This window comes from Crystallibacter permensis (assembly GCF_025960875.1).
GTDB classification, from domain to species: domain Bacteria; phylum Actinomycetota; class Actinomycetes; order Actinomycetales; family Micrococcaceae; genus Crystallibacter; species Crystallibacter permensis.
The window spans coordinates 211,138-230,190 of record NZ_JAODLR010000005.1 but is presented as its reverse complement, the minus strand read 5'-3'; the positions used below and the strand labels follow the sequence as shown (position 1 = coordinate 230,190).

At 64.5% G+C, this 19,053-nt stretch carries 20 protein-coding genes; 13 read left to right on the top strand and 7 right to left on the bottom strand.

What is annotated here, in order from left to right; all coding sequences use genetic code 11:
• Window positions 1–5 precede the first annotated feature (5 nt).
• The gene (locus B0G38_RS08480; protein ID WP_264669020.1) at window positions 6–332 is read right to left on the bottom strand and encodes a (2Fe-2S)-binding protein; all 327 of its coding nucleotides are present in this window, start codon (window positions 330–332) and stop codon (window positions 6–8) included.
• Between the two features lie 47 nt (window positions 333–379).
• The gene (locus tag B0G38_RS08475; protein ID WP_264669019.1) at window positions 380–1,579 is read right to left on the bottom strand and encodes a cytochrome P450; all 1,200 of its coding nucleotides are present in this window, start codon (window positions 1,577–1,579) and stop codon (window positions 380–382) included.
• 136 nt (window positions 1,580–1,715) lie between these two features.
• Between B0G38_RS08475 and B0G38_RS08470 the strand changes: the two genes are divergently transcribed.
• From B0G38_RS08470 to B0G38_RS08425, 10 genes are all read left to right on the top strand, one after another.
• A complete protein-coding gene (locus B0G38_RS08470; protein WP_264669018.1) occupies window positions 1,716–2,639 on the top strand; it encodes a LysR substrate-binding domain-containing protein in 924 nt (307 codons plus the stop codon).
• Between the two features lie 55 nt (window positions 2,640–2,694).
• A complete protein-coding gene (locus tag B0G38_RS08465) occupies window positions 2,695–3,648 on the top strand; it encodes an ABC transporter ATP-binding protein (RefSeq protein WP_413542047.1) in 954 nt (317 codons plus the stop codon).
• Window positions 3,649–3,751: 103 nt separating this feature from the next.
• Window positions 3,752–4,597, top strand: coding sequence for an ABC transporter permease (locus B0G38_RS08460; protein WP_264669090.1), 846 nt, complete (start codon window positions 3,752–3,754; stop codon window positions 4,595–4,597).
• On the top strand, window positions 4,594–5,445 hold the full coding sequence (locus B0G38_RS08455; RefSeq protein ID WP_264669017.1) for an ABC transporter permease: 852 nt from the start codon (window positions 4,594–4,596) through the stop codon (window positions 5,443–5,445). Before B0G38_RS08460 ends, B0G38_RS08455 begins: the two co-directional genes overlap by 4 nt.
• Window positions 5,446–5,557: 112 nt before the next feature.
• Entirely contained in the window at window positions 5,558–5,917 is a 360-nt protein-coding gene (locus tag B0G38_RS08450) for a VOC family protein (RefSeq protein WP_169991979.1), read from the top strand.
• A 133-nt stretch (window positions 5,918–6,050) separates the two neighbouring features.
• Window positions 6,051–6,581: a hypothetical protein gene (locus tag B0G38_RS08445; protein ID WP_264669016.1), complete on the top strand. Its 531-nt coding sequence runs from the start codon at window positions 6,051–6,053 to the stop codon at window positions 6,579–6,581.
• 47 nt (window positions 6,582–6,628) lie between these two features.
• Entirely contained in the window at window positions 6,629–7,489 is an 861-nt protein-coding gene (locus B0G38_RS08440; protein WP_264669089.1) for an exodeoxyribonuclease III, read from the top strand.
• A 15-nt stretch (window positions 7,490–7,504) separates the two neighbouring features.
• A complete protein-coding gene (gene trpS, locus B0G38_RS08435; protein WP_264669015.1) occupies window positions 7,505–8,575 on the top strand; it encodes a tryptophan--tRNA ligase in 1,071 nt (356 codons plus the stop codon).
• A 2-nt stretch (window positions 8,576–8,577) separates the two neighbouring features.
• Window positions 8,578–9,207: a 2'-5' RNA ligase family protein gene (locus B0G38_RS08430; RefSeq protein WP_264669014.1), complete on the top strand. Its 630-nt coding sequence runs from the start codon at window positions 8,578–8,580 to the stop codon at window positions 9,205–9,207.
• Window positions 9,149–10,288, top strand: coding sequence for a YihY/virulence factor BrkB family protein (locus B0G38_RS08425; protein WP_264669013.1), 1,140 nt, complete (start codon window positions 9,149–9,151; stop codon window positions 10,286–10,288). The genes B0G38_RS08430 and B0G38_RS08425 overlap by 59 nt, the downstream gene beginning before the upstream one ends.
• A gap of 18 nt (window positions 10,289–10,306) precedes the next feature.
• Here B0G38_RS08425 and B0G38_RS08420 read toward each other — a convergent pair whose 3' ends face one another.
• The 5 genes from B0G38_RS08420 to sdhC all read right to left on the bottom strand — a co-directional run bounded on the left by B0G38_RS08420 (window position 10,307) and on the right by sdhC (window position 14,783).
• A complete protein-coding gene (locus tag B0G38_RS08420) occupies window positions 10,307–11,086 on the bottom strand; it encodes an alpha/beta hydrolase family protein (RefSeq protein WP_264669012.1) in 780 nt (259 codons plus the stop codon).
• Window positions 11,087–11,221: 135 nt separating this feature from the next.
• Complete coding sequence (locus B0G38_RS08415; RefSeq protein WP_169991144.1) at window positions 11,222–12,004, bottom strand: succinate dehydrogenase iron-sulfur subunit; 783 nt, start codon at window positions 12,002–12,004, stop codon at window positions 11,222–11,224.
• On the bottom strand, window positions 12,004–13,791 hold the full coding sequence (gene sdhA, locus B0G38_RS08410) for a succinate dehydrogenase flavoprotein subunit (protein WP_264669011.1): 1,788 nt from the start codon (window positions 13,789–13,791) through the stop codon (window positions 12,004–12,006). The genes B0G38_RS08415 and sdhA overlap by 1 nt, the downstream gene beginning before the upstream one ends.
• Before the next feature lie 135 nt (window positions 13,792–13,926).
• Complete coding sequence (locus tag B0G38_RS08405; protein ID WP_264669010.1) at window positions 13,927–14,397, bottom strand: succinate dehydrogenase hydrophobic membrane anchor subunit; 471 nt, start codon at window positions 14,395–14,397, stop codon at window positions 13,927–13,929.
• A 2-nt stretch (window positions 14,398–14,399) separates the two neighbouring features.
• The gene (gene sdhC, locus B0G38_RS08400; RefSeq protein WP_139006899.1) at window positions 14,400–14,783 is read right to left on the bottom strand and encodes a succinate dehydrogenase, cytochrome b556 subunit; all 384 of its coding nucleotides are present in this window, start codon (window positions 14,781–14,783) and stop codon (window positions 14,400–14,402) included.
• Window positions 14,784–15,138: 355 nt separating this feature from the next.
• Between sdhC and B0G38_RS08395 the strand changes: the two genes are divergently transcribed.
• The 3 genes from B0G38_RS08395 (at window position 15,139) to B0G38_RS08385 (ending at window position 18,920) form a co-directional block, all read left to right on the top strand.
• Window positions 15,139–16,287, top strand: a complete 1,149-nt coding sequence (locus B0G38_RS08395; protein ID WP_264669009.1) for a mannose-1-phosphate guanylyltransferase — start codon at window positions 15,139–15,141, stop codon at window positions 16,285–16,287.
• A gap of 105 nt (window positions 16,288–16,392) precedes the next feature.
• Window positions 16,393–17,571 carry an amidohydrolase gene (locus tag B0G38_RS08390; protein WP_264669088.1) on the top strand — a complete coding sequence of 393 codons (1,179 nt, stop codon included), beginning with the start codon at window positions 16,393–16,395 and terminating at the stop codon, window positions 17,569–17,571.
• Between the two features lie 242 nt (window positions 17,572–17,813).
• A complete protein-coding gene (locus tag B0G38_RS08385; RefSeq protein WP_413542046.1) occupies window positions 17,814–18,920 on the top strand; it encodes a BMP family lipoprotein in 1,107 nt (368 codons plus the stop codon).
• Window positions 18,921–19,053 lie beyond the last annotated feature (133 nt).

Sequence of the window (19,053 nt, the reverse complement as noted above, 5' to 3'; positions counted from 1 at the left end):
AATTCCTAGATCTGGCTGGCGGGGACGTCGACCTCGATCTCGTCGAACCCCTCGCCTGCCTTGATCTGGCAGCCCAGCCGGCTGCGGTCCTCATCGCGCGGGTCCGCGGTGCATTCGAGCATTTCCTCTTCGTCCTCGCTGATTTCCGGGAGGCCGTCGAGGTACTCCGGGCGGACGTAGACGTGGCAGGTGGCGCACATCGCCTGGCCGCCGCATTCGCCGACGATCCCGGCAACGCCGTTGGTCACGGCCGCGCGCATCAGCGAGGTGCCCGGATCAACCTCGAGCACGTCTACATTGCCGTCATTGTGGTGGAAGCTGACTTTAGCCATTGGAAGTTCCTTCTCGAAAAGTACGGTTTGGTCTGATGATATGCCGGTTACTTCGCGTCCCAGCGGACCGGCAGCGCGGTCATGCCGCGGAACACCCAGCCGGCATCGACGGCGGGCCGTTCCGGATCCAGACGCAGATTGGGCAGTTCAGCGAAGAGCTGCGGCAGCGCGATCCCCGACACGGAGGCCTTGGCCACCCACGCGCCGGCGCAATAGTGGTTGCCGCCGCCGAAGGCCAGATGCGGCTTCTTCGGCCGGTTGATGTTGAAGCTCTCCGGATCCTCGAAGACCTCCGGGTCGCGGTTCGCAGCGCCAACAACGACGCCGAGGCGGGCGCCCTTGGGCAGCTGCACGCCTTCCAGGACGGTGTCGCGCGTCGTTTCGCGCGGGTACATGCCGATGGGCGCGACCCAGCGGACGGACTCCTCGAACACGGTGGGATAGAGTGCGGGGTCTGCGAGCACCTGGGCCAGCTGGTCCGGATGGGAGAGCAGGGCCCAGACTGCCACGCCGAGCACGTCGCGCGGTTCGTTCAGGCCGCCGCCGATGGTCATCTTCATGTTGGCCCGGATGGCCTCCAGCGGGATCGGCATGCTGGTCATGCCGGAGAGCAGACTGGAATCCGGGTTCTTGCGCAGGTACGGCAGGATTTCGTCGATCGCGTCGTCGACCTCGTTGTAGGACTTTTCCGAGGCGGCCCAGACGTCGGGGTCATCGGCGTAGTTGCCGGTGCCGTTGATCATTGTCTGCGACCAGCGCTGCATGTCTTCCTGCGTGGCGTTGTGGAAGCCCATGACCAGGCGCAGGTTTTCCGCGGCGTACGGAGCGGCGTACTCCCAGATCAGGTCCGCGCCCGGGCCGGCGGCCTTGAGGCCGGCAAGGTACTTCTCGTGGTTGGCCTGGAAGATCGCGTTCCAGTGCTCCTTGATCGCCTTCGGCCGCAGCACTGAGCCATAGGACTTGCGGTCGACGTCGTGCTCCGGATCATCCTTGCGGAGCATCGAGTGGCCCATGGCGCGCTTCATCAGCGAGTTGGTCTCGTCCGCTGAGAAGATTTCCTGGTCATTCTCAACCGTGTGGCAGGCCTCGTAGCTGGTGACCATGTAGCGGTTCACGGCCGGCACCCAATGGACCGGCGCCTCGGACCGCATCTTCCGGTAGATCGGGAAGGGGTTGCGGTAGAGATCCTCGATGGTCACCCAGTCCGCGGTGGGCACCGGGCGGGCTGCAATGGCTTCGGCAGTCATCGTCCACTCCTTGTTGCTGCCGGTCGGACCGGCACGATAGGTGAGCTGTCTTTCATTCGAGTGTGGCAGGAGTCATATCCCCGGGTAAAGTTCATAAATGGTTGCTTTATCCGCAGAAAAGCGGGGGATAGGAGGAATGGTGGCGCGCTACACGCTCAGGCAACTCTCCTACTTTGCTGCCGTGGCGGAAGCAGGAACCATTTCCGCGGCCGCGGCGAAGCTGCACGTGTCCCAGACCGCTGTCGCGGCAGCGGTGACCGAGCTGGAAAGAATCTTCAAGACGCAGCTGACGGTCCGGCGCAAGGCCCACGGGGTTTCGCTGACGCCGGCCGGAACGTACCTCTACATGCAGGCCGCGGAACTTCTGCGCTCGGCCGAGGAGTTGGAGCTCAACGCCAGCAGCGGCGGACGGGAGCTGGCCGGCCCGCTGGTGATCGGCTGTTATGCCACCGTGGCGCCGACCATCCTGCCGGTGCTGATCGAGGGCTTCACCGTGAACCATCCGAAGGTGCAACTGGACTTCGTCGAAGGCCCGCAGGACCGGATCCAGGAGCGGCTCTTCGCCGGTGAGCTGGACCTGGCCATCGTGTACGACATGGACCTGCGTCCCGGGCTGGGTTCGGTCCGGCTTTACGATGTGCGGGGCTACGTGCTGCTGCCGCAATCCCATCGGCTGGCGGAACGGCCGGAGGTTTCGCTGCAGGAGTTGGCCGAGGACCCGATGATCCTGCTGGATGCCCCGCCGAGCAGCCACCACACCATGACGCTGTTCGAGCAGGCGGGCGTCAGCCCCGTCATCCGCTACCGCACCACGGACTTCGAGCTCACGCGTTCGCTGGTGGGCCGCGGCGTCGGGTATTCGGTGCTGGTGCAGCGGCCGGCGATCGATTCGTCCTACGAGGGGCTGCCGGTGGTGCCCAAGCCGATCGCGCCGGCGGTGAAGCCGGTGGGGGTGAAGATGGTCTGGCCCGAAGCCATCCGGCTGACGGACCGTGCGGAGGCAATGGTCACCTTCGCCGCGAGCGCCGCCCGGAATGCCCGCAATCTGCCGCCGGCCTGACCCGGCTCGGGGTGATTGACTTTGCTCAATCACTGAACTCGATTAGGCTTGTGATGTGCCTAACATCGCCGTGCCGAAACAGCTGACCAGAACGGTTATTTCCGCCCGCGGGCTCACCAAGAAGTACGGGGACTTCGCCGCGGTCAACGGCATCTCCTTCGACGTGCCCGCCGGTGAATCTTTCGGGTTGCTCGGCCCCAACGGCGCCGGCAAATCGACCACTATGCGGATGATCGGCGGCGTCTCCCAGCGCACCTCCGGCGAACTGGCCATCATGGGCCTGGACCCGGAGCAGCATGGACCCGAGGTCCGCGCCCATCTGGGCGTGGTCCCGCAGCAGGACAATCTGGACGAGGACCTCAGGGTCCGCGACAACCTGATCGTTTACGGGCGCTACTTCGGCCTGCCGTACAGCTACCTGCGCCCCAAGGCGGACGAACTGCTCGAGTTCGCCCAGCTCTCGGACAAGGCCAAGGCCAAGGTCGACTCGCTCTCCGGCGGCATGAAGCGCCGGCTGACCATCGCACGCTCGCTGATCAACGAGCCGAAGATCCTGCTGCTGGACGAACCCACCACCGGCCTGGACCCGCAGGCGCGGCACATCCTGTGGGACCGGCTGTTCCGGCTCAAGGAACAGGGGGTGACCCTGGTGCTGACCACCCACTACATGGACGAGGCCGAGCAGCTCTGCGACCGCCTGATTGTGGTGGACAAGGGGCAAATCATGGCCGAGGGATCACCGGCCGCCCTGATCCGCGAATACTCCACGCGGGAGGTGCTCGAGTTGCGCTTCGGCTCCGAGCGCAACGCCACCGTGGCCGCCCAGCTGGAGGGGATCGGCGAGCGCCTGGAAACCCTGCCGGACCGCGTGCTGATTTACACGCACGACGGCGAAACATCGCTGGAACAGGTCAGCGCCCGCGGCCTTCACCCGGTTACCTCGCTGGTGCGCCGCTCCAGTCTGGAAGACGTGTTCCTGCGCCTGACCGGCAGGAGCCTCGTTGACTGAGAACCACCTCCAGCACGGGTCCGCGGAGCACGGGTCCGCCCATCCCGGGCCCACCCCGTCCCCGGGATCCGCCAGCGCGCGGGAGGCAGACGCGGCCACACCGCTGCTGTCCCTCCGCGTTCCCCTGACTCCCGAGCAGTCCGCGGCGAAGGCCCGGAAATACGGTTCTCTCTACTTCGCCGAACACTGGATCCGCACCATGCGCGGCTACGGCTGGACGGTGGCCATGACGGCCGTGGGCATGCCGTTGGTCTACCTGTATGCCATGGGCATCGGACTGGCCTCCCTGGTCGATGCCAACACCAATGCAACGCTCGACGCCGGCAACGGCGCCGCGGTTTCCTACCTCACCTTTGTGGCCCCGGCACTGCTGGCCACGGCCGGCATCATGGTGGCGAGTGAGGAGAACACCTATCCCGTGATGTCGGGCTTCAAATGGCGGCGGACCTACTACGGGCCCAACGCCTCCCCGTTGGGCAGCCATCAGTTGGTCAACGGCCACGCGCTGGGGGTTTCCTTCCGGCTGCTGCTGACCACCGGAATCTACTTCGCGTTCCTGCTGCTGTTCGGGGCCGTGCCCGAATCGACCGGCTGGATCATGATCTTCACGGCTGCCCTAGGCGGAATGGCCTTCGGGCTGCCGCTGATGGCCTACGCCGCCAGCATCACGGAGGACCGCGGGCAGTTTGCCATGGTCCAGCGGTTCATCGTCATGCCGCTGTTCCTGTTCTCCGGCACCTTCTTCCCGCTGGCCTCCATGCCGTGGGCTGTGCAGTGGATCGGCTGGGTTTCCCCACTGTGGCATTCCGCCGAACTTGGCCGGGTGCTCAGTTACGGATACGAGGAACCGGTCTGGCTGACCATCACCCACGTGCTGTACCTGGCGGTGCTGGCACTGGCGGGCTGGGTCTTCGCCCAACGGATCTACGAACGGAGGCTGGGCAAATGAGCCGGATCGCCGGCAGCGGCCAAACTTCCTCCGGCGACCAGTTCCGGCTCCTGCCGTCCGGCCGCCCCTTCGGTTCCCTGTACTCGGGAAACGTACGTGCCGTCGTCGCACGTGGTCTGAAGGCGACGTGGGGCAGCAACTGGGCCATCATGGCCAGCGGTTTTGTGGAGCCGGTGCTCTTTCTCATTGCCATGGGCATCGGGCTCGGCTCGTTGATCGGAACCGTGGAAGGCCCGGGCGGCCAGGAGATCGGCTACATCGCCTATATCGCCCCGGCGCTGCTGGCCGTCTCTGCGATGAACGGCGCGGTATACGACTCCACCTGGAACGTGTTCTTCAAGCTGAACTTCGCCAAGCTGTACCAGGGCATGCTCTACACCTCGCTGGGCCCGCTGGACGTGGCGCTCGGCGAGATCACGCTGGCCCTGCTCCGCGGCGCCCTCTACGCCACCGGTTTCACCGCCATCATGGGGGTGATGGGCTTGATTACCACGCCCTGGGCGCTGCTGATGATTCCGGCGTCGGTGGTTATTGCTTTTGGTTTCGCGTCCTTCGGGATGGGCATCACCAGCTTCATGAAGACCTTCCAGCAGATGGACTGGATCAACTTCATCATGCTGCCGATGTTCCTGTTCAGCGCGACGTTCTACCCGCTGTCCGTCTACCCGCAGGCCATCCAGTGGGTGATCCAGGCGCTGCCGCTGTGGCACGGAGTGGAACTGCTGCGCCAGCTCAGCGTCGGCACTTTTACCGCCGCCACCGGCATCCACGTGCTTTACTACCTGGTCATGATCGTGCTCGGCTTGATCCTGACCACCGCGAGGCTGCGGAAGCTGTTCCTGAAGTAAACGAGGGCTTCTTATCCGTTCGGCAGGCCAGCTGCGGTAGCCAGCTCCTCCCGGTGCAGGTCATGATGGAAAGTGCCCCGTGAAACGCGTGAACCAAGTTCAGGAGTTGGCGATGATAGGCACATGGCAGTCGCTGGTCATAGATTGTCCGGATCCGGATTCCCTGGCCACGTTCTACGAACAGTTGTTGGGCATGATCCGCATCCAGCACGACGAGGACGGCTGGATCAGCATCGGCGACGGGACGGGCCGCCCCGGTATCGATTTCCAAAAGGTGGAGGACTACGTGCCGCCGCAGTGGCCCGGCAGCGAGCACCCGCAGCAGATGCACGTCGACGTGCGGGTCAAGGACCTGGACATTGCTGAAGAACTTGCCCTCAAGCTCGGCGCCACCAGCATGGAGGCGGGCACGAAAACCTTCCGGGTCTATCTGGATCCGGCTGGCCATCCCTTCTGCCTGGTGCTCTGGTAACGCTGTCTGGTGAACGGATGAGAGACGGTCTGACGTCGGGCTAAGAGGGGACCTCGTACACGGGCCGGGGCGGATCGTTCGCCTGCGGTGGAAGCAGCCCGCGCGCTGGGGAAGGATTTGAGACAATAAGTCCATGCAATCCCTTGGGAACCCCTCAGCCAACACCTCTGCCAACCGCGTCCTACCGTTCAAGGCGGGCAACCTCGGCATCGCCGTCATGGTGCTGGTCTTTCTTTTCGCCGTCGTTTTCGCCGCCAACCAGAACGATGTGATCGGCTGGATTGTGGCCATCATCGCGCTCGGCTGGCTGCTGTTGGCTGCCTTCGTGGTGTTCAGCGTCCGGGGTGCCACCAAGAAGGCCAAGGAGAAGTTCGCCACGGCCCAGGCAGACTTCGCGGCCCAGCAGATGCCGCAGGGCACCGCCGGCGGCACCGCCGTGGTGGAGGAGCAGGTGGCCAGGGCCAACGCCGTCCGGGACGAGAAGCTGGACCACAGCTTCAAGATCGTCCAGGTCCAGGCCAAGGTCGTCCGGGACTACCTGGGCAAGGACGAGGGCATGGTGGAGCGCGCGCTCGATACCATCGAGGTGACCGCCCACAACGGCCGCGGCATGATCCGCAAGAACGACGGCGAGGGTCCGGTTACGGGCACGGTTGTCAACTGAGCTGCGGGCTTGGGTAAGGTAGTCGAGTGAGTTTGGCACCCGAGGGCATCGTTCAGGAATCCGGTACTGCAGCAGGCGGAGCAGGCACCGCACTACGGCAAAAACTACGGATCGCCACCGTCAACGTCAATGGCATCAGGGCCGCCTACAAGCGCGGCATGGAAGCCTGGCTGGCGGAGCGCGATGTGGACATTCTGTGCCTGCAGGAAGTCCGGGCACCTGACGCGATTGTGCGCGAACTGCTCGGGGACGGCTGGCACATCCTGCACGCCGAAGCCGAAGCGAAGGGCCGTGCCGGCGTCGCCATCGCCTCCCGCACCGCTCCGGTGGCCACCCGGGACCACATCGGCGACGACTATTTCGTTGCCTCCGGCCGCTGGGTCGAAGCGGACTTCGAGATCCCGTCCGACGGCGGCACGAAGACCCTGACCGTGGTCAGCGCTTACGTCCATTCCGGCCAGGTGGACACCCCGAAGCAGGTGGACAAGTTCCGCTTCCTGGACGTCATGGGCAACCGCCTCACGGAGCTGAAGACCACCAAGGACTACGCGCTGGTGGTCGGCGACCTCAACGTCGGCCACACCACCCTGGACATCAAGAACTGGAAGGGCAACGTCAAGAAGTCCGGCTTCCTCCCCGAGGAACGGGCCTACTTCGACCGCTTCTTCGGCGACGACGTCGGCTGGCAGGACGTGCACCGTTCCCTCGCGGGCGAGGTCCCCGGTCCGTACACCTGGTGGTCGTGGCGGGGGCAGGCATTCGACAACGACGCCGGTTGGCGCATCGATTACCACATGGCCACCCCGGAGCTCGCGGCCCTCGCGTCCGACGCCGTTGTCGACCGCGCCGAGACCTACGACGCGCGCTTCTCAGACCACGCACCCTTGGTAGTGGACTACCGCTTCTAGAAAGATCCTGCTCATATGACCAGCACAACCCAGACCACCGATAGCGCCGCAACCACCCAGGCCGCCGGAAGCACTTCGCGAAAGCGGCTGCTCTCCGGCATGCAGCCCTCGGCGGATTCGCTCCACCTCGGCAACTACCTCGGCGCCCTGGTGAACTGGGTCAGCATGCAGGACGAATACGATTCGATCTTCTTCGTCCCGGACATGCATGCCATCACGGTGGACCATGACCCGGCCGGGCTGGCCACGCGCACGCGGGTGACCGTGGCGCAGTACATTGCCGGCGGGATCGACATCGAGAAGTCCACCCTTTTCGTCCAGTCCCATGTGCCCGAGCATGCTGAGCTGGCCTGGGTGTTGAACTGCATTACCGGTTTCGGCGAGGCCTCCCGGATGACCCAGTTCAAGGACAAGTCGCAGAAGTCGGGAGCCGAGCACTCCAGCGTGGGCCTGTTTGCCTACCCGGTCCTCATGGCCGCGGACATTCTGCTGTACCGCCCGTACGGCGTGCCGGTCGGCGAAGACCAGCGCCAGCATCTGGAACTGGCGCGCAACCTGGCCCAGCGCTTCAACCACCGCTTCGGCGAGACCTTCGTGGTTCCTGAAGCGGTGATCCCGAGGGAGGGGGCGAAGATCTACGATCTGCAGCACCCGAACGCCAAGATGTCCAAGTCGGCCGATTCCCCGGCGGGCCTGATCAATATCCTGGACAACCCAAAAACCGCGGCCAAGAAGATCAAGTCCGCGGTGACCGACGACGGCACCGAGATCCGCTTCGACCGTGAAGCGAAGCCCGGCGTGTCCAACCTGCTGACCATTTACTCCACGCTCAGCGGCAAGAGCATCGACTCGATCGTTGCGGATTACCAGGGCAAGATGTACGGCCACCTGAAAGTGGATCTCGCTGAACTCGTGGTCGAGCGGCTCGCGCCCATCCAGACCCGTGCCCAGGAACTGCTGGACGACCCGGCCGAGCTGGACCGGCTGCTTGCCCGCGGAGCTGAAAAGGCCCGCGGAATCGCCTCAGCTACACTGGCCGATGTGTATGACAAGGTCGGTTTCCTGCCCGCAGGAGCACGGCGCTAGCAATGTGCCAGCACCGGCTGCAGGTGGACCCCGGCGTCACTCCCGACGGCGGCGTCCTTCAGGCTGCCCTGCCTGAGGTGGGCTGCGCCGGCGTCGTTATTGGTATTCCGGAGCCGCTGGCCGGCGACCTTGAAGGCTGGCGTGCCTCCTTCGGCGACCCGATGGCCGCCGTCATCCCGCCGCACGTCACACTGGTGACGACGACGCCGGTAGCGGACTGGGCCGAGACTACCGAGCACGTCCGCCGGATTGCCCGCAGCCAGCAGCCCTTCACCGTGGCCCTGCGCGGCACCGGCAGCTTCCGCCCGGTATCGCCGGTGGTCTACCTCAACATTGCCGAGGGCTTCGATGAGATCGTTGCACTGCACCGGAAGCTGCAGGCGGGCCCGTTGGCCCGGGAACTGGAATTCGACTTCCACCCGCACATCACCGTGGCCCACGATGTCAGCGACGCCGGCATGGATGCGGCCGAAAACAAGCTTGCAGACTATGACGCTTCCTTCACCGTTAGTAGCATGGGCCTGTACGAGCACGATTCGTCAGGTGTCTGGATACTGCGGGAAGAGCTGAGCTTTGGGACAGAAATCGGCGCAGAGGGCAGCGCGCAAGGCGACGGGCAGCAGCGGGAGTAAATCCGAAACACCGCACCCGCTCGAACGGCAGAAGCTGAAGGTCGCCGAGCTGGAAAAGCGGCGCGCCTACGTCCGGGCCCGCCGCCAAGGCTTCTCGGGCAAGACCCTGCTGGCCGCCGTGCAGTACCTGCTTGCCAAAGCCCAGGCCCGGCGGGTGATGCGCGTCTGGATGCTCTACAGCATGCGCCACGGGCCGCTGATGGCCGCTGGCAGCGCCTACAACATGTTCTTCTCCGTGGCAGCGATGCTGGTGGCCGGATTCTCCATCTTCGGCCTCATCGCCTCCGGAAACCGCGACCTGCAGCAGGCCGTGGTGGAAGTGGTTATCGATTCCACTCCCGGCCTGATCGGTGAGGGCGGCTTAGCCACGCCGGAACAGCTCTTCTCCCAGGGCGGGGCGTTCGGCGTCTCTCTGATCATTTCTACAGCCGCCATGGTCCTGACTTCCCTGGGCTGGATTGCGGGGCTGCGCGAAGGGATGCGCGGGGTCTTCGGGCTCACTCGGCTGCCGGGGAACCCGGTTCTGATCAAGCTCAAGGACATTGGCACGCTGCTGTTACTGGGAGTGGCGCTGATGCTGACCTCAGCTGTGGCCGGCATCGCCAACACCGCGCTGGACCTGATCATCGACCTGCTCCATTTCGACGGCGGGGCAGTGGTTCCGCTGACCAAGATCACCGCGGTGCTGGTCATGCTGCTGCTGGACATGGCGGCCGCCGTGGTGCTGTTCCGGATCGCTTCCGGCATCCGCATGCCGCGCAGCATCATGTTCCAGGCGGCGCTGATCGCCGGGCTCGGCAGCACCGTGCTGCGGTACTTCGCCTCCGACCTGCTGGGCACGGTGGGGAACAACCCGTTGCTGGCGCCGTTCGCCGTGATCCTTGGCCTGTTTGTCTGGTTCTACTTCCTTAGCCAGATATATCTGATTGCGACGGCGTGGGGTGCCATCGGCAAGGCGGACCTGCACGCGCGCGAACAGGCCGGCGGCCGGACGCGCGGCTTCCTGTCGCTGCGCCGGCGCGCCCGGCTGAAGCAGGACGGAAGTCTCGACCCCGCGCTCGGCGGCGCAAGCCTTCCCTGAGCCGGCAACCGAGCCGGGTCAGCTCAGCGGGTCTTCGGTATCCAGGTACTGGTTGGCCCAGGCGGCGATCAGGAGGCCGGCGCGGTCCGTTTGATCCCGGTCGGTGAGCATGTGGTTGCTGCCTTCGAGCGAGATGAATGACTTGGGGTGCTTGGCTGCCGCGAAGATCTCTCCGGCGTTCTCCACACCCACGGTGTTGTCAGTGGGGGAGTGCATGACCAGCAGCGGCCGGTCCAGGTTGCTGATGCAGCCGGTGAGATCGGTTCGGCGCAGATCTTCCACGAGTTGCCGGCGGATTTCGAGCCGTTTGCCGCCTAAGGTAATTTCGGCCGAGCCGGTGCGTTCGACGTCGTCAATCTCTTCGTCGAAAAGGTGCATCACATGGTCCGGCCGGAACGGGGCGGCCACGGTGGCCACGGCCTTGACCTCGTCGAGGCTGCCGACGGCACCCAGCACCGCCGCCCCACCGAGGGAGTGGCCGATGAGCAGCGAGATCCGGCGCCCGCTGCCGCGCATGAATGCCGCCGCACTGCCGATATCCGCCATCTTCGTGGAGAACGTTGCCGCCGACCAGTCGCCGGTGGAACCGCCCAGGCCCGCGGCATCGTAGCGCAGCACGCCGATGCCGTGCCGGGCCAGCGCTTTGGAGATCCGGGCCGCGGCCGCGCTGTTCTTGCCGAGTGTGAAGCCGTGGCAGAACAGCGCCCAGGCCCGCACTTCGCCGTCGGGAATATCCAGGACCCCGGCCAGCGTGGTGCCGTCAACCCCGGGGAAGCTCACTTTCTCGAACGTGGTCATGCTGCTCCTGTCTGGCCGTAAAGCCGGAATGCGGGCGGATGGTTAAAAGCGTAAGGTGCCGATTCCTGACGAATCGGCACCTTACGTATGCTGGCAGGTCGTAAGGACCTGGCAGACCCGGCAAGCCGGGACGGATCAGATCTTGCGGTTCAGCACAGCGTTCTTGACCTCGGAGATCGCCTTCGTCACCTGGATGCCGCGGGGGCAGGCCTCGGTGCAGTTGAAGACGGTGCGGCAGCGCCACACGCCTTCCTTGTCGTTGAGGATCTCCAGACGCATGTCGCCGGCATCATCGCGCGAGTCGAAGATGAAGCGGTGTGCGTTGACAATGGCGGCCGGGCCGAAGTACTGGCCGTCGGTCCAGAAGACCGGGCAGGACGAGGTGCACGCAGCGCACAGGATGCACTTGGTGGTGTCGTCGAAACGCTCGCGGTCCTCGGCGGACTGCAGGCGCTCCCGCGTCGGCTCGTGCCCGGAGTTGATCAGGAAGGGCATGATCTCGCGGTAGGACTGGAAGAACGGCTCCATGTCCACGATCAGGTCCTTCTCCACCGGCAGGCCCTTGATGGGCTCGACGAGGATGGGTTTGGACGTGTCCAGGTCCTTCAGCAGCGTCTTGCAGGCCAGACGGTTGCGGCCGTTGATGCGCATGGCATCCGAGCCGCAGACGCCGTGGGCGCAGGAACGGCGGAACGAAACCGAGCCGTCGTGCTCCCACTTCGCCTTGTGCAGCGCGTCCAGCACACGGTCCGTGCCGTACATGGTCAGCTTGAAGTCGTCCCAGTGGGCTTCTTCCGAAACCTCCGGGTTGTACCGGCGGACCTTCAGGGTGATGTCGAAGCTCGGGATTTCCCCGCCGCCGCCGACCCCCGGGGCCAGTTCAACCTTGGATGCAGGTTCCACAGTTTCAGCGGTCATTAGTACTTCCTCACCATCGGTTCGTAGCGCGTGAAAATAACCGGCTTCGTTTCCAGACGGATACCGGCGACGGACTCGGACGTAGCCAAGTCATCCTTGTATGCCATGGAGTGCTTCATGAACTTTTCGTCATCGCGGTCCGGGAAGTCTTCCCGGAAGTGGCCGCCGCGCGACTCCTCGCGGTGTAGGGCGGCAACGGTCATGACCTGGGCCATGTCCAGCAGGAAGCCCAGTTCCACGGCTTCGAGCAGGTCCAGGTTGAAGCGGCGGCCGCGGTCCTGGATGCCGATGTTCTTGTAACGCTCGCGCAGGGAAGCGATCACATTCAGCGTCTCGTTCAGGGTCTGCTCGCTGCGGAAGACCTGGACGTTGGCGTCCATGGTGTCCTGCAGTTCCTTGCGCAGCTGGGCCACGCGTTCGGTGCCGTTGGCGGAGCGGACCTGTTCGATCAGATCGATGGTGAACTGGTCGGCGTCTTCCGGAACCTCGACGTACTCGGCGGTCTTGGCGTACTCGGCGGCGGCAATACCGGCGCGCTTGCCGAAGACGTTGATGTCCAGCAGCGAGTTGGTGCCCAGACGGTTGGAGCCGTGGACCGAAACGCAGGCAACCTCACCGGCGGCGTAGAGGCCCGGAACAACGGTGTCGTTGTCCTGCAGCACCTCGGCCTTGATGTTGGTGGGGATGCCGCCCATGGCGTAGTGCGCGGTCGGGAAGACCGGCACCGGATCCGTGTACGGTTCCACACCCAGGTAGGTGCGGGCGAACTCGGTGATGTCCGGGAGCTTGGCGTCGATGTGCGCCGGCTCCAGGTGCGTCAGGTCCAGGAGGACGTAGTCCTTGTTCGGGCCGCAGCCGCGTCCTTCGCGGACTTCGTTGGCCATGGAACGGGCCACGATGTCACGCGGAGCGAGGTCCTTAATGGTCGGCGCATAGCGCTCCATGAAGCGTTCGCCGTCGGAGTTACGCAGGATCGCACCTTCACCACGGGCAGCTTCAGAAAGCAGGATGCCCAGGCCGGCGAGGCCGGTCGGGTGGAACTGGAAGAACTCCATGTCTTCCAGGGGGATGCCGCGGCGGAACGCGATGCCCATGCCGTCGCCGGTCAGGGTGTGCGCGTTCGAGGTGGTCTTGAAGACCTTGCCCACGCCGCCGGAGGCGAACACAACGGACTTGCCCTGGAAAACGTGGATCTCGCCGCTGGCAAGGTCGTAGCTAACGACGCCGGCAACCCGCTTCTGCTTGTAAGCGCTGCCGTCCTCGCGCGTTGCATCTTCCTCAACGATGAGCAGATCGAGCACGTAGTACTCGTTGTAGAACTCAACGTTGTGCTTGACGCAGTTTTGGTACAGGGTCTGCAGGATCATGTGACCGGTACGGTCGGCGGCGTAGCAGGCGCGGCGGACGGGGGACTTGCCGTGGTCGCGGGTGTGCCCGCCGAAGCGGCGCTGGTCGATCTTGCCTTCGGGCGTGCGGTTGAAGGGCAGGCCCATCTTTTCCAGGTCCAGCACAGCGTCGATGGCTTCCTTCGCCATGACCTCGGCGGCGTCCTGGTCTACCAGGTAGTCGCCGCCCTTGACCGTGTCAAAGGTGTGCCATTCCCAGTTGTCTTCTTCCACGTTCGCCAGGGCGGCGCACATGCCGCCCTGTGCCGCACCGGTGTGGGAACGGGTGGGGTAAAGCTTGGTCAGTACTGCTGTTCGTGCGCGCTGGCCTGATTCAATGGCGGCGCGCATACCGGCGCCACCGGCACCGACAATAACGACGTCGTACTTATGGACCTGCATACCAGATGCTCTTTCTGTTGAAACCAAATGTTCTTCACGGGCTGATGCTGCCTCAGGTGCTGCCCCGACGGCAGGGCCCGCGGCGTTCTGCTTGATGATCTGCCGGCCGCGTTTCCTGCGCGGCCGGGCACCGGACTACGGTGCGGGGCAGAAGGAAGGCAGCAGTTCAGCAGCGGCGTTTGGCGGGCACGGATTGAAGGTGAAGATCACCAGGGTGCCGAGCACAATGATGACAGCCGTGGCCGCGTACAGCACGGTCTTGAGCCAGAAGCGCGTGCCGTCCTTGTCCGCGTAGTCGTTGATGATGGTGCGCACACCGTTGGTGCCGTGCAGCATGGCCAGCCACAGCATCGCCAGATCCCAGATCTGCCAGAACGGGTCGGCCCACTTGCCGGCCACGAAGCCGAAGTCGATGGCGTGCACGCCCTCGCCGACCATGAGGTTCACAAACAGGTGGCCGAAGATCAGGACAACCAGGACGAGGCCCGAAACGCGCATGAAGAGCCATGCGAGCATTTCGAAGTTGCCGCGGGAGCTGCCATGGCGGGTGTACTTCGGTGCAACGCGACCGGAGCGCGGAGCCTGGATTTCAGATGAAACTGCCATGATTAGTGACCCCCGGTGAATGCAAGCGTTAGGTGACGGATCAGGAACGGAACCATGACGAGAACCCACAGTCCGACAACGCCCCACAGCAGCTGTGCCTGGTACTTCGGGCCCTTCTTCCAGAAGTCCACGAGGATGACACGCAGACCGTTAAAGGCGTGGAAGACGATGGCTGCTACGAGCCCTGCTTCCAGAAGTGCCATGAACGGGTTCTTATACGTGGCTATAACGACGTTGTATGCCTCCGGCGATACGCGTACCAGCGCGGTGTCCAGTACGTGTACTAAGAGGAAGAAAAAAATTGCGACGCCGGTGACGCGGTGTCCTACCCATGACCACATGCCTTCTCGGCCGCGGTAGAGGGTCCCTGCTGGTGTCTTCGACACTGAATTAACCTCCCTGCATCGCAAGGGCGCTAGCGTGGTTTCCACGCAGAGTTACGCCATGCGAGAGCGCTCTTCGTTCAAGACTAATCTAGGCTTCGCTCAGGGCTTATTCAATTTGAAGACACTCACATGTGAGCTTTTTAACAGCGGTGCTGTCACGAACGCCGGATCCGCGTGAAATAGGGGCAAATTCAGCCATTTAGGCCATTAAAACGTGCCCTATTCCGGGCCTCACAAAGTGACTGCAACGACCGGACCTCGCGTTCACGGAGCGGACGGCCCTTGACAGGGGAGTCTGCCGGATCCATCCACAGGATGAGTACACCCGGCGCCGGACTGGTCTACCTTTGAACTGATGACTACTGATAAGCCGCTGGGCAATGACCCGGCCAACGAAGACGATGTGCTGGGCCGTTTTTACGGTGTTATTCCGGCTGGCGGGGTGGGGACCCGGTTGTGGCCGCTCTCGCGGGCGGCGGCGCCGAAGTTCCTGCATGATTTGACCGGGTCCGGGAGCACGCTGATCCGGGCGACGTATTCTCGCCTGGAGCCGTTGTGCGGGGACCGGACCATGGTGGTCACCGGCACCGCGCACCGCAAGGCGGTGCTGGCGCAGCTGCCGGAGCTGACGAAGAACAACCTGGTGCTCGAGCCCGAGCCGAAGGACTCCGCGGCGGCGATCGGTCTGGCCGCGGCGATCCTGTACCACCGGGATCCGCGGATCATCATGGGTTCCTTCGCTGCGGACCAGGTGATCAACCCGGTGGAGAAGTTCCAGGACGCGGTGCGCGAGGCGATCCATACCGCGGCCGAAGGCTACATCGTCACGATCGGGATCACGCCCACGCACCCCTCGACCGGGTTCGGGTATATCCGCACCAACGGGAACCTGGGCATCGGGGCGGCGCCGAACGCGCTCGGGGTGACGGAGTTCGTGGAGAAGCCCGACGCCGAGACCGCGCAGGCGTACCTGGCCGAGGGCGGGTATTCGTGGAACGCGGGCATGTTCGTGGCCCCGGTGGAGCTGTTGCTCAAGCACCTGGAGACGAACGAGCCGCTGCTCTACGCCGGGCTGATGGAGATCGCCGCCGCGTGGGACACGTCCAAGCGCCGCGAAGTGGTGCGCCGGGTGTGGCCCGGGCTGGCGAAGACCGCGATCGATTACGCGGTGGCCGAGCCGGCGGCCGCGGCCGGGGATGTGGCGATGATTCCGGGCGACTTCTCCTGGGACGATGTGGGGGATTTCGCCGCGATCGGCCGGCTGAATGCCGCGTCGGAGACGAACAACCTGACCGTGCTCGGCGAGGGCGCGCGCGTGTATGCGGAGAACGCGACCGGGATGGTGGTCTCCGATACCAAGCGTGTGATCGCGCTGATCGGTATTGACGACGTCGTTGTGGTGGACACCCCGGACGCGCTGCTGATCACCACCAAGGAACACGCCCAGCAGGTCAAGAAGGCCGTCGAATCCCTCCGCGCCAGCGGCGACATCGACGTCCTCTGAGCTCGGCCGTGGGGTCCGCTTAACGCGGGTACGTTGAACACGCCCCTTCCGGCGGCAACTGGGTAGAGTTTGTCTGTGCAGACTATTTCAGAGACTTCGGACAGCATTCCCCGCATAGGTGTGTGGACGGCCCCGTTCGTGGACGGGTTGCGGCAGTTCCGTCGGGATCTGCACCAGCATCCGGAGTTGTCCCACAAGGAGTTCCGTACGACGGCCAACCTCATTGCCCGGCTGCGGGAGGCGGGGCTCGAGCCCGTGCCGCTCGAAGGTACCGGGCTGTACGTGGACATCGGCGAGGGGCCGCTGGCCATCGGCCTGCGTGCCGACATCGATGCGCTGCCGATCATGGAGGAGACCGGGCTGGAATACGCCTCGGTTAATAAGGGCATCAGCCACGCGTGCGGCCACGACATCCACACCACGGTCATGCTCGGCGTGGCACTGGTGCTGTGCAAGCTTGAAATGGAGGGTGAGCTCGGCGGCCGGGTGCGCGTCATCTTCCAACCGGCCGAGGAGACCATGCCCGGCGGTGCGTTGGCCGTGATTGAACAGGGCGTCCTGGCGGATGTGCCCCGGATCCTCGCGCTGCATTGCGACCCCCGGGTTGACGTAGGCCAGGTGGGCACCCGGATCGGCGCCATCACCTCGGCCTCGGACACCATCCGGATCGAGCTATCCGGCCGCGGCGGGCACACCTCGCGGCCGCATCTGACCGAGGACCTGGTCTTTGCCCTGGCCGAGATTGCCGTCAACGTTCCGGCGGTGCTGAGCCGCCGGATCGACGTGCGCAGCGCCGTGTCCGTTGTCTGGGGCCAGATCCGCGCCGGCGCCGCGCCGAACGCCATTCCCTCGCACGGGTTCATGGCCGGCACCATGCGCTGCCTCGACGGCGAGGCCTGGCACGCCGCGGGGGAGTTGCTCGATGAGGTGGTCAGGCAGGTGGCCGCGCCGTTCGGCGTGGAAGTGAAGCTTGAGCACATTCGCGGGGTGCCTCCAGTGATCAACACCGAGCGGGAAACCGGCTTGATCGAGGCCGCCGCGCGGTCGGAGCTCGGACCGGGTTCCGTCATGCTGACCCCGCAGTCCATGGGCGGCGAGGATTTCGCCTGGATGACGCAGGAGATTCCCGGCGCCATGATGCGGCTGGGAACGCGGACGAAGGGCGGAGAGACGTTCGACCTGCACCGCGGCGACTACACGCCGGATGAGCATGCCATTGGCGTAGGAGTACGGGTCATGGCCGCCGCCGCCGTCATGGCCTGCCGAGGCAAGGACCTGGGCTAAGCAGTCCGCCTCCGCCGTCGTCGTTGTTCTGTGGCGATACCGGTAAGTAACAAATTTTCAACAATGTTCGTCCAAGCACCGGAAATTGATACTCTGCCCTGCCCGCGGCCGCTATTGTAGGCTCGTAACGCACCTGCAGGACGGGTGCGCCCGCCGCGCGGATGCCAGTGGTGACAGGACACGATCCTGACTGCACTCAGTGGCCTACGGCAGTGGGGCAATCTTTCTTTTTTGGAGGAACCTTGAAGAAATCACTGCGCACCATTAAGCGCGGCACCGGTCTGTCCGCGGCCATGCTCGGCGCATCCGCCCTCGTCCTCGCCGGCTGCGGCGCGCCTCCGGCCGAAACCGAAGGCAGCGCGGGAGCGGAAGGAGCCGACTACCTCGGCTGCATCGTTTCCGACTCCGGTGGCTTCGACGACCGTTCCTTCAACCAGTCCAGTTACGAAGGCCTGAAGATGGCCGAAGAGGACCTGGGCATCAAGATCCAGCAGGCAGAATCCCAGGCGGAAACCGACTTTGTGCCGAACGTGGACGAAATGGTGCAGTCGGGCTGCGACATGGTCCTGACCGTCGGCTTCCTGCTCGGCGATGTCACCAAGGAAGCCGCCGCCGCCAACCCCGAGACCAACTTCGCGATTGTCGACTACTCGGATCCCGAGTTCACCGACAACGTCAAGCCGATTGTCTACGACACGGCCCAGGCCGCCTTCATGGCCGGCTATCTGGCCGCCGGCGTCACGGAGACCGGCAAGGTTGCCACGTACGGCGGCATCCAGATTCCCACCGTCACGATTTTCATGGACGGCTTTGCCGACGGCGTGAAGTACTACAACGAGCAAAAGGGCGAGGACGTCCAGCTGCTCGGCTGGAACAAGGAACGGCAGAACGGTACCTTCGTCGGCAACTTCGAAGACCAGGGCAAGGGCAAGACCAACACGCAGAACTTCATCAACGAGGGCGCGGACATCATCATGCCCGTCGCCGGTCCGGTGGGCCTGGGCACCCTGGACGCTGTGATCGAAGCCAACGAAGGCGGCAAGGAAGCCAAGGTCGTCTGGGTTGACTCGGACGGTTACGAAAGCGCCGGCAAGGGTGAAGAGTTCATCCTCACCTCGGTCATGAAGGGCATGGCTGCCTCCGTCGAGGACGTCATCCGAACCGATCTCGAAGGCAACTTTGACAGCACCCCGTACGTCGGCACACTGGAAAACGAAGGTGTCTCGCTGGCACCGTTCCACGATCAGGAGGCCAACGTTCCGGATGAGCTGAAGCAGGAGCTGGAGACCATCAAGGAATCCATCATCTCCGGCGAAATCACCGTTGAATCCGAGGCAAGCCCCAAGTAGCAGCTGAACCGGCTGGACCGCCGCCTCCGTGCGCTCATCCGCATGGGGCGGCGGTTCGTTCTGTTATTGGTGTGATCGGTTTAGGCTGTAGACAGTTCGCCCGTTGCACGAAATCGTTCCGCTGACTCCTACA

Coding starts and splice junctions, on each gene's coding strand:
- B0G38_RS08445 (WP_264669016.1), top strand. CDS start 6,051: ATGCAATCCCTTGGGAACCCCTCAGCCAACACCTCTGCCAACCGCGTC.
- B0G38_RS08480 (WP_264669020.1), bottom strand. CDS start 332: ATGGCTAAAGTCAGCTTCCACCACAATGACGGCAATGTAGACGTGCTC.
- B0G38_RS08420 (WP_264669012.1), bottom strand. CDS start 11,086: ATGACCACGTTCGAGAAAGTGAGCTTCCCCGGGGTTGACGGCACCACG.
- B0G38_RS08450 (WP_169991979.1), top strand. CDS start 5,558: ATGATAGGCACATGGCAGTCGCTGGTCATAGATTGTCCGGATCCGGAT.
- B0G38_RS08475 (WP_264669019.1), bottom strand. CDS start 1,579: ATGACTGCCGAAGCCATTGCAGCCCGCCCGGTGCCCACCGCGGACTGG.
- B0G38_RS08470 (WP_264669018.1), top strand. CDS start 1,716: ATGGTGGCGCGCTACACGCTCAGGCAACTCTCCTACTTTGCTGCCGTG.
- trpS (WP_264669015.1), top strand. CDS start 7,505: ATGACCAGCACAACCCAGACCACCGATAGCGCCGCAACCACCCAGGCC.
- B0G38_RS08415 (WP_169991144.1), bottom strand. CDS start 12,004: ATGACCGCTGAAACTGTGGAACCTGCATCCAAGGTTGAACTGGCCCCG.
- B0G38_RS08395 (WP_264669009.1), top strand. CDS start 15,139: ATGACTACTGATAAGCCGCTGGGCAATGACCCGGCCAACGAAGACGAT.
- B0G38_RS08455 (WP_264669017.1), top strand. CDS start 4,594: ATGAGCCGGATCGCCGGCAGCGGCCAAACTTCCTCCGGCGACCAGTTC.
- B0G38_RS08430 (WP_264669014.1), top strand. CDS start 8,578: ATGTGCCAGCACCGGCTGCAGGTGGACCCCGGCGTCACTCCCGACGGC.
- B0G38_RS08405 (WP_264669010.1), bottom strand. CDS start 14,397: ATGGCAGTTTCATCTGAAATCCAGGCTCCGCGCTCCGGTCGCGTTGCA.
- sdhA (WP_264669011.1), bottom strand. CDS start 13,791: ATGCAGGTCCATAAGTACGACGTCGTTATTGTCGGTGCCGGTGGCGCC.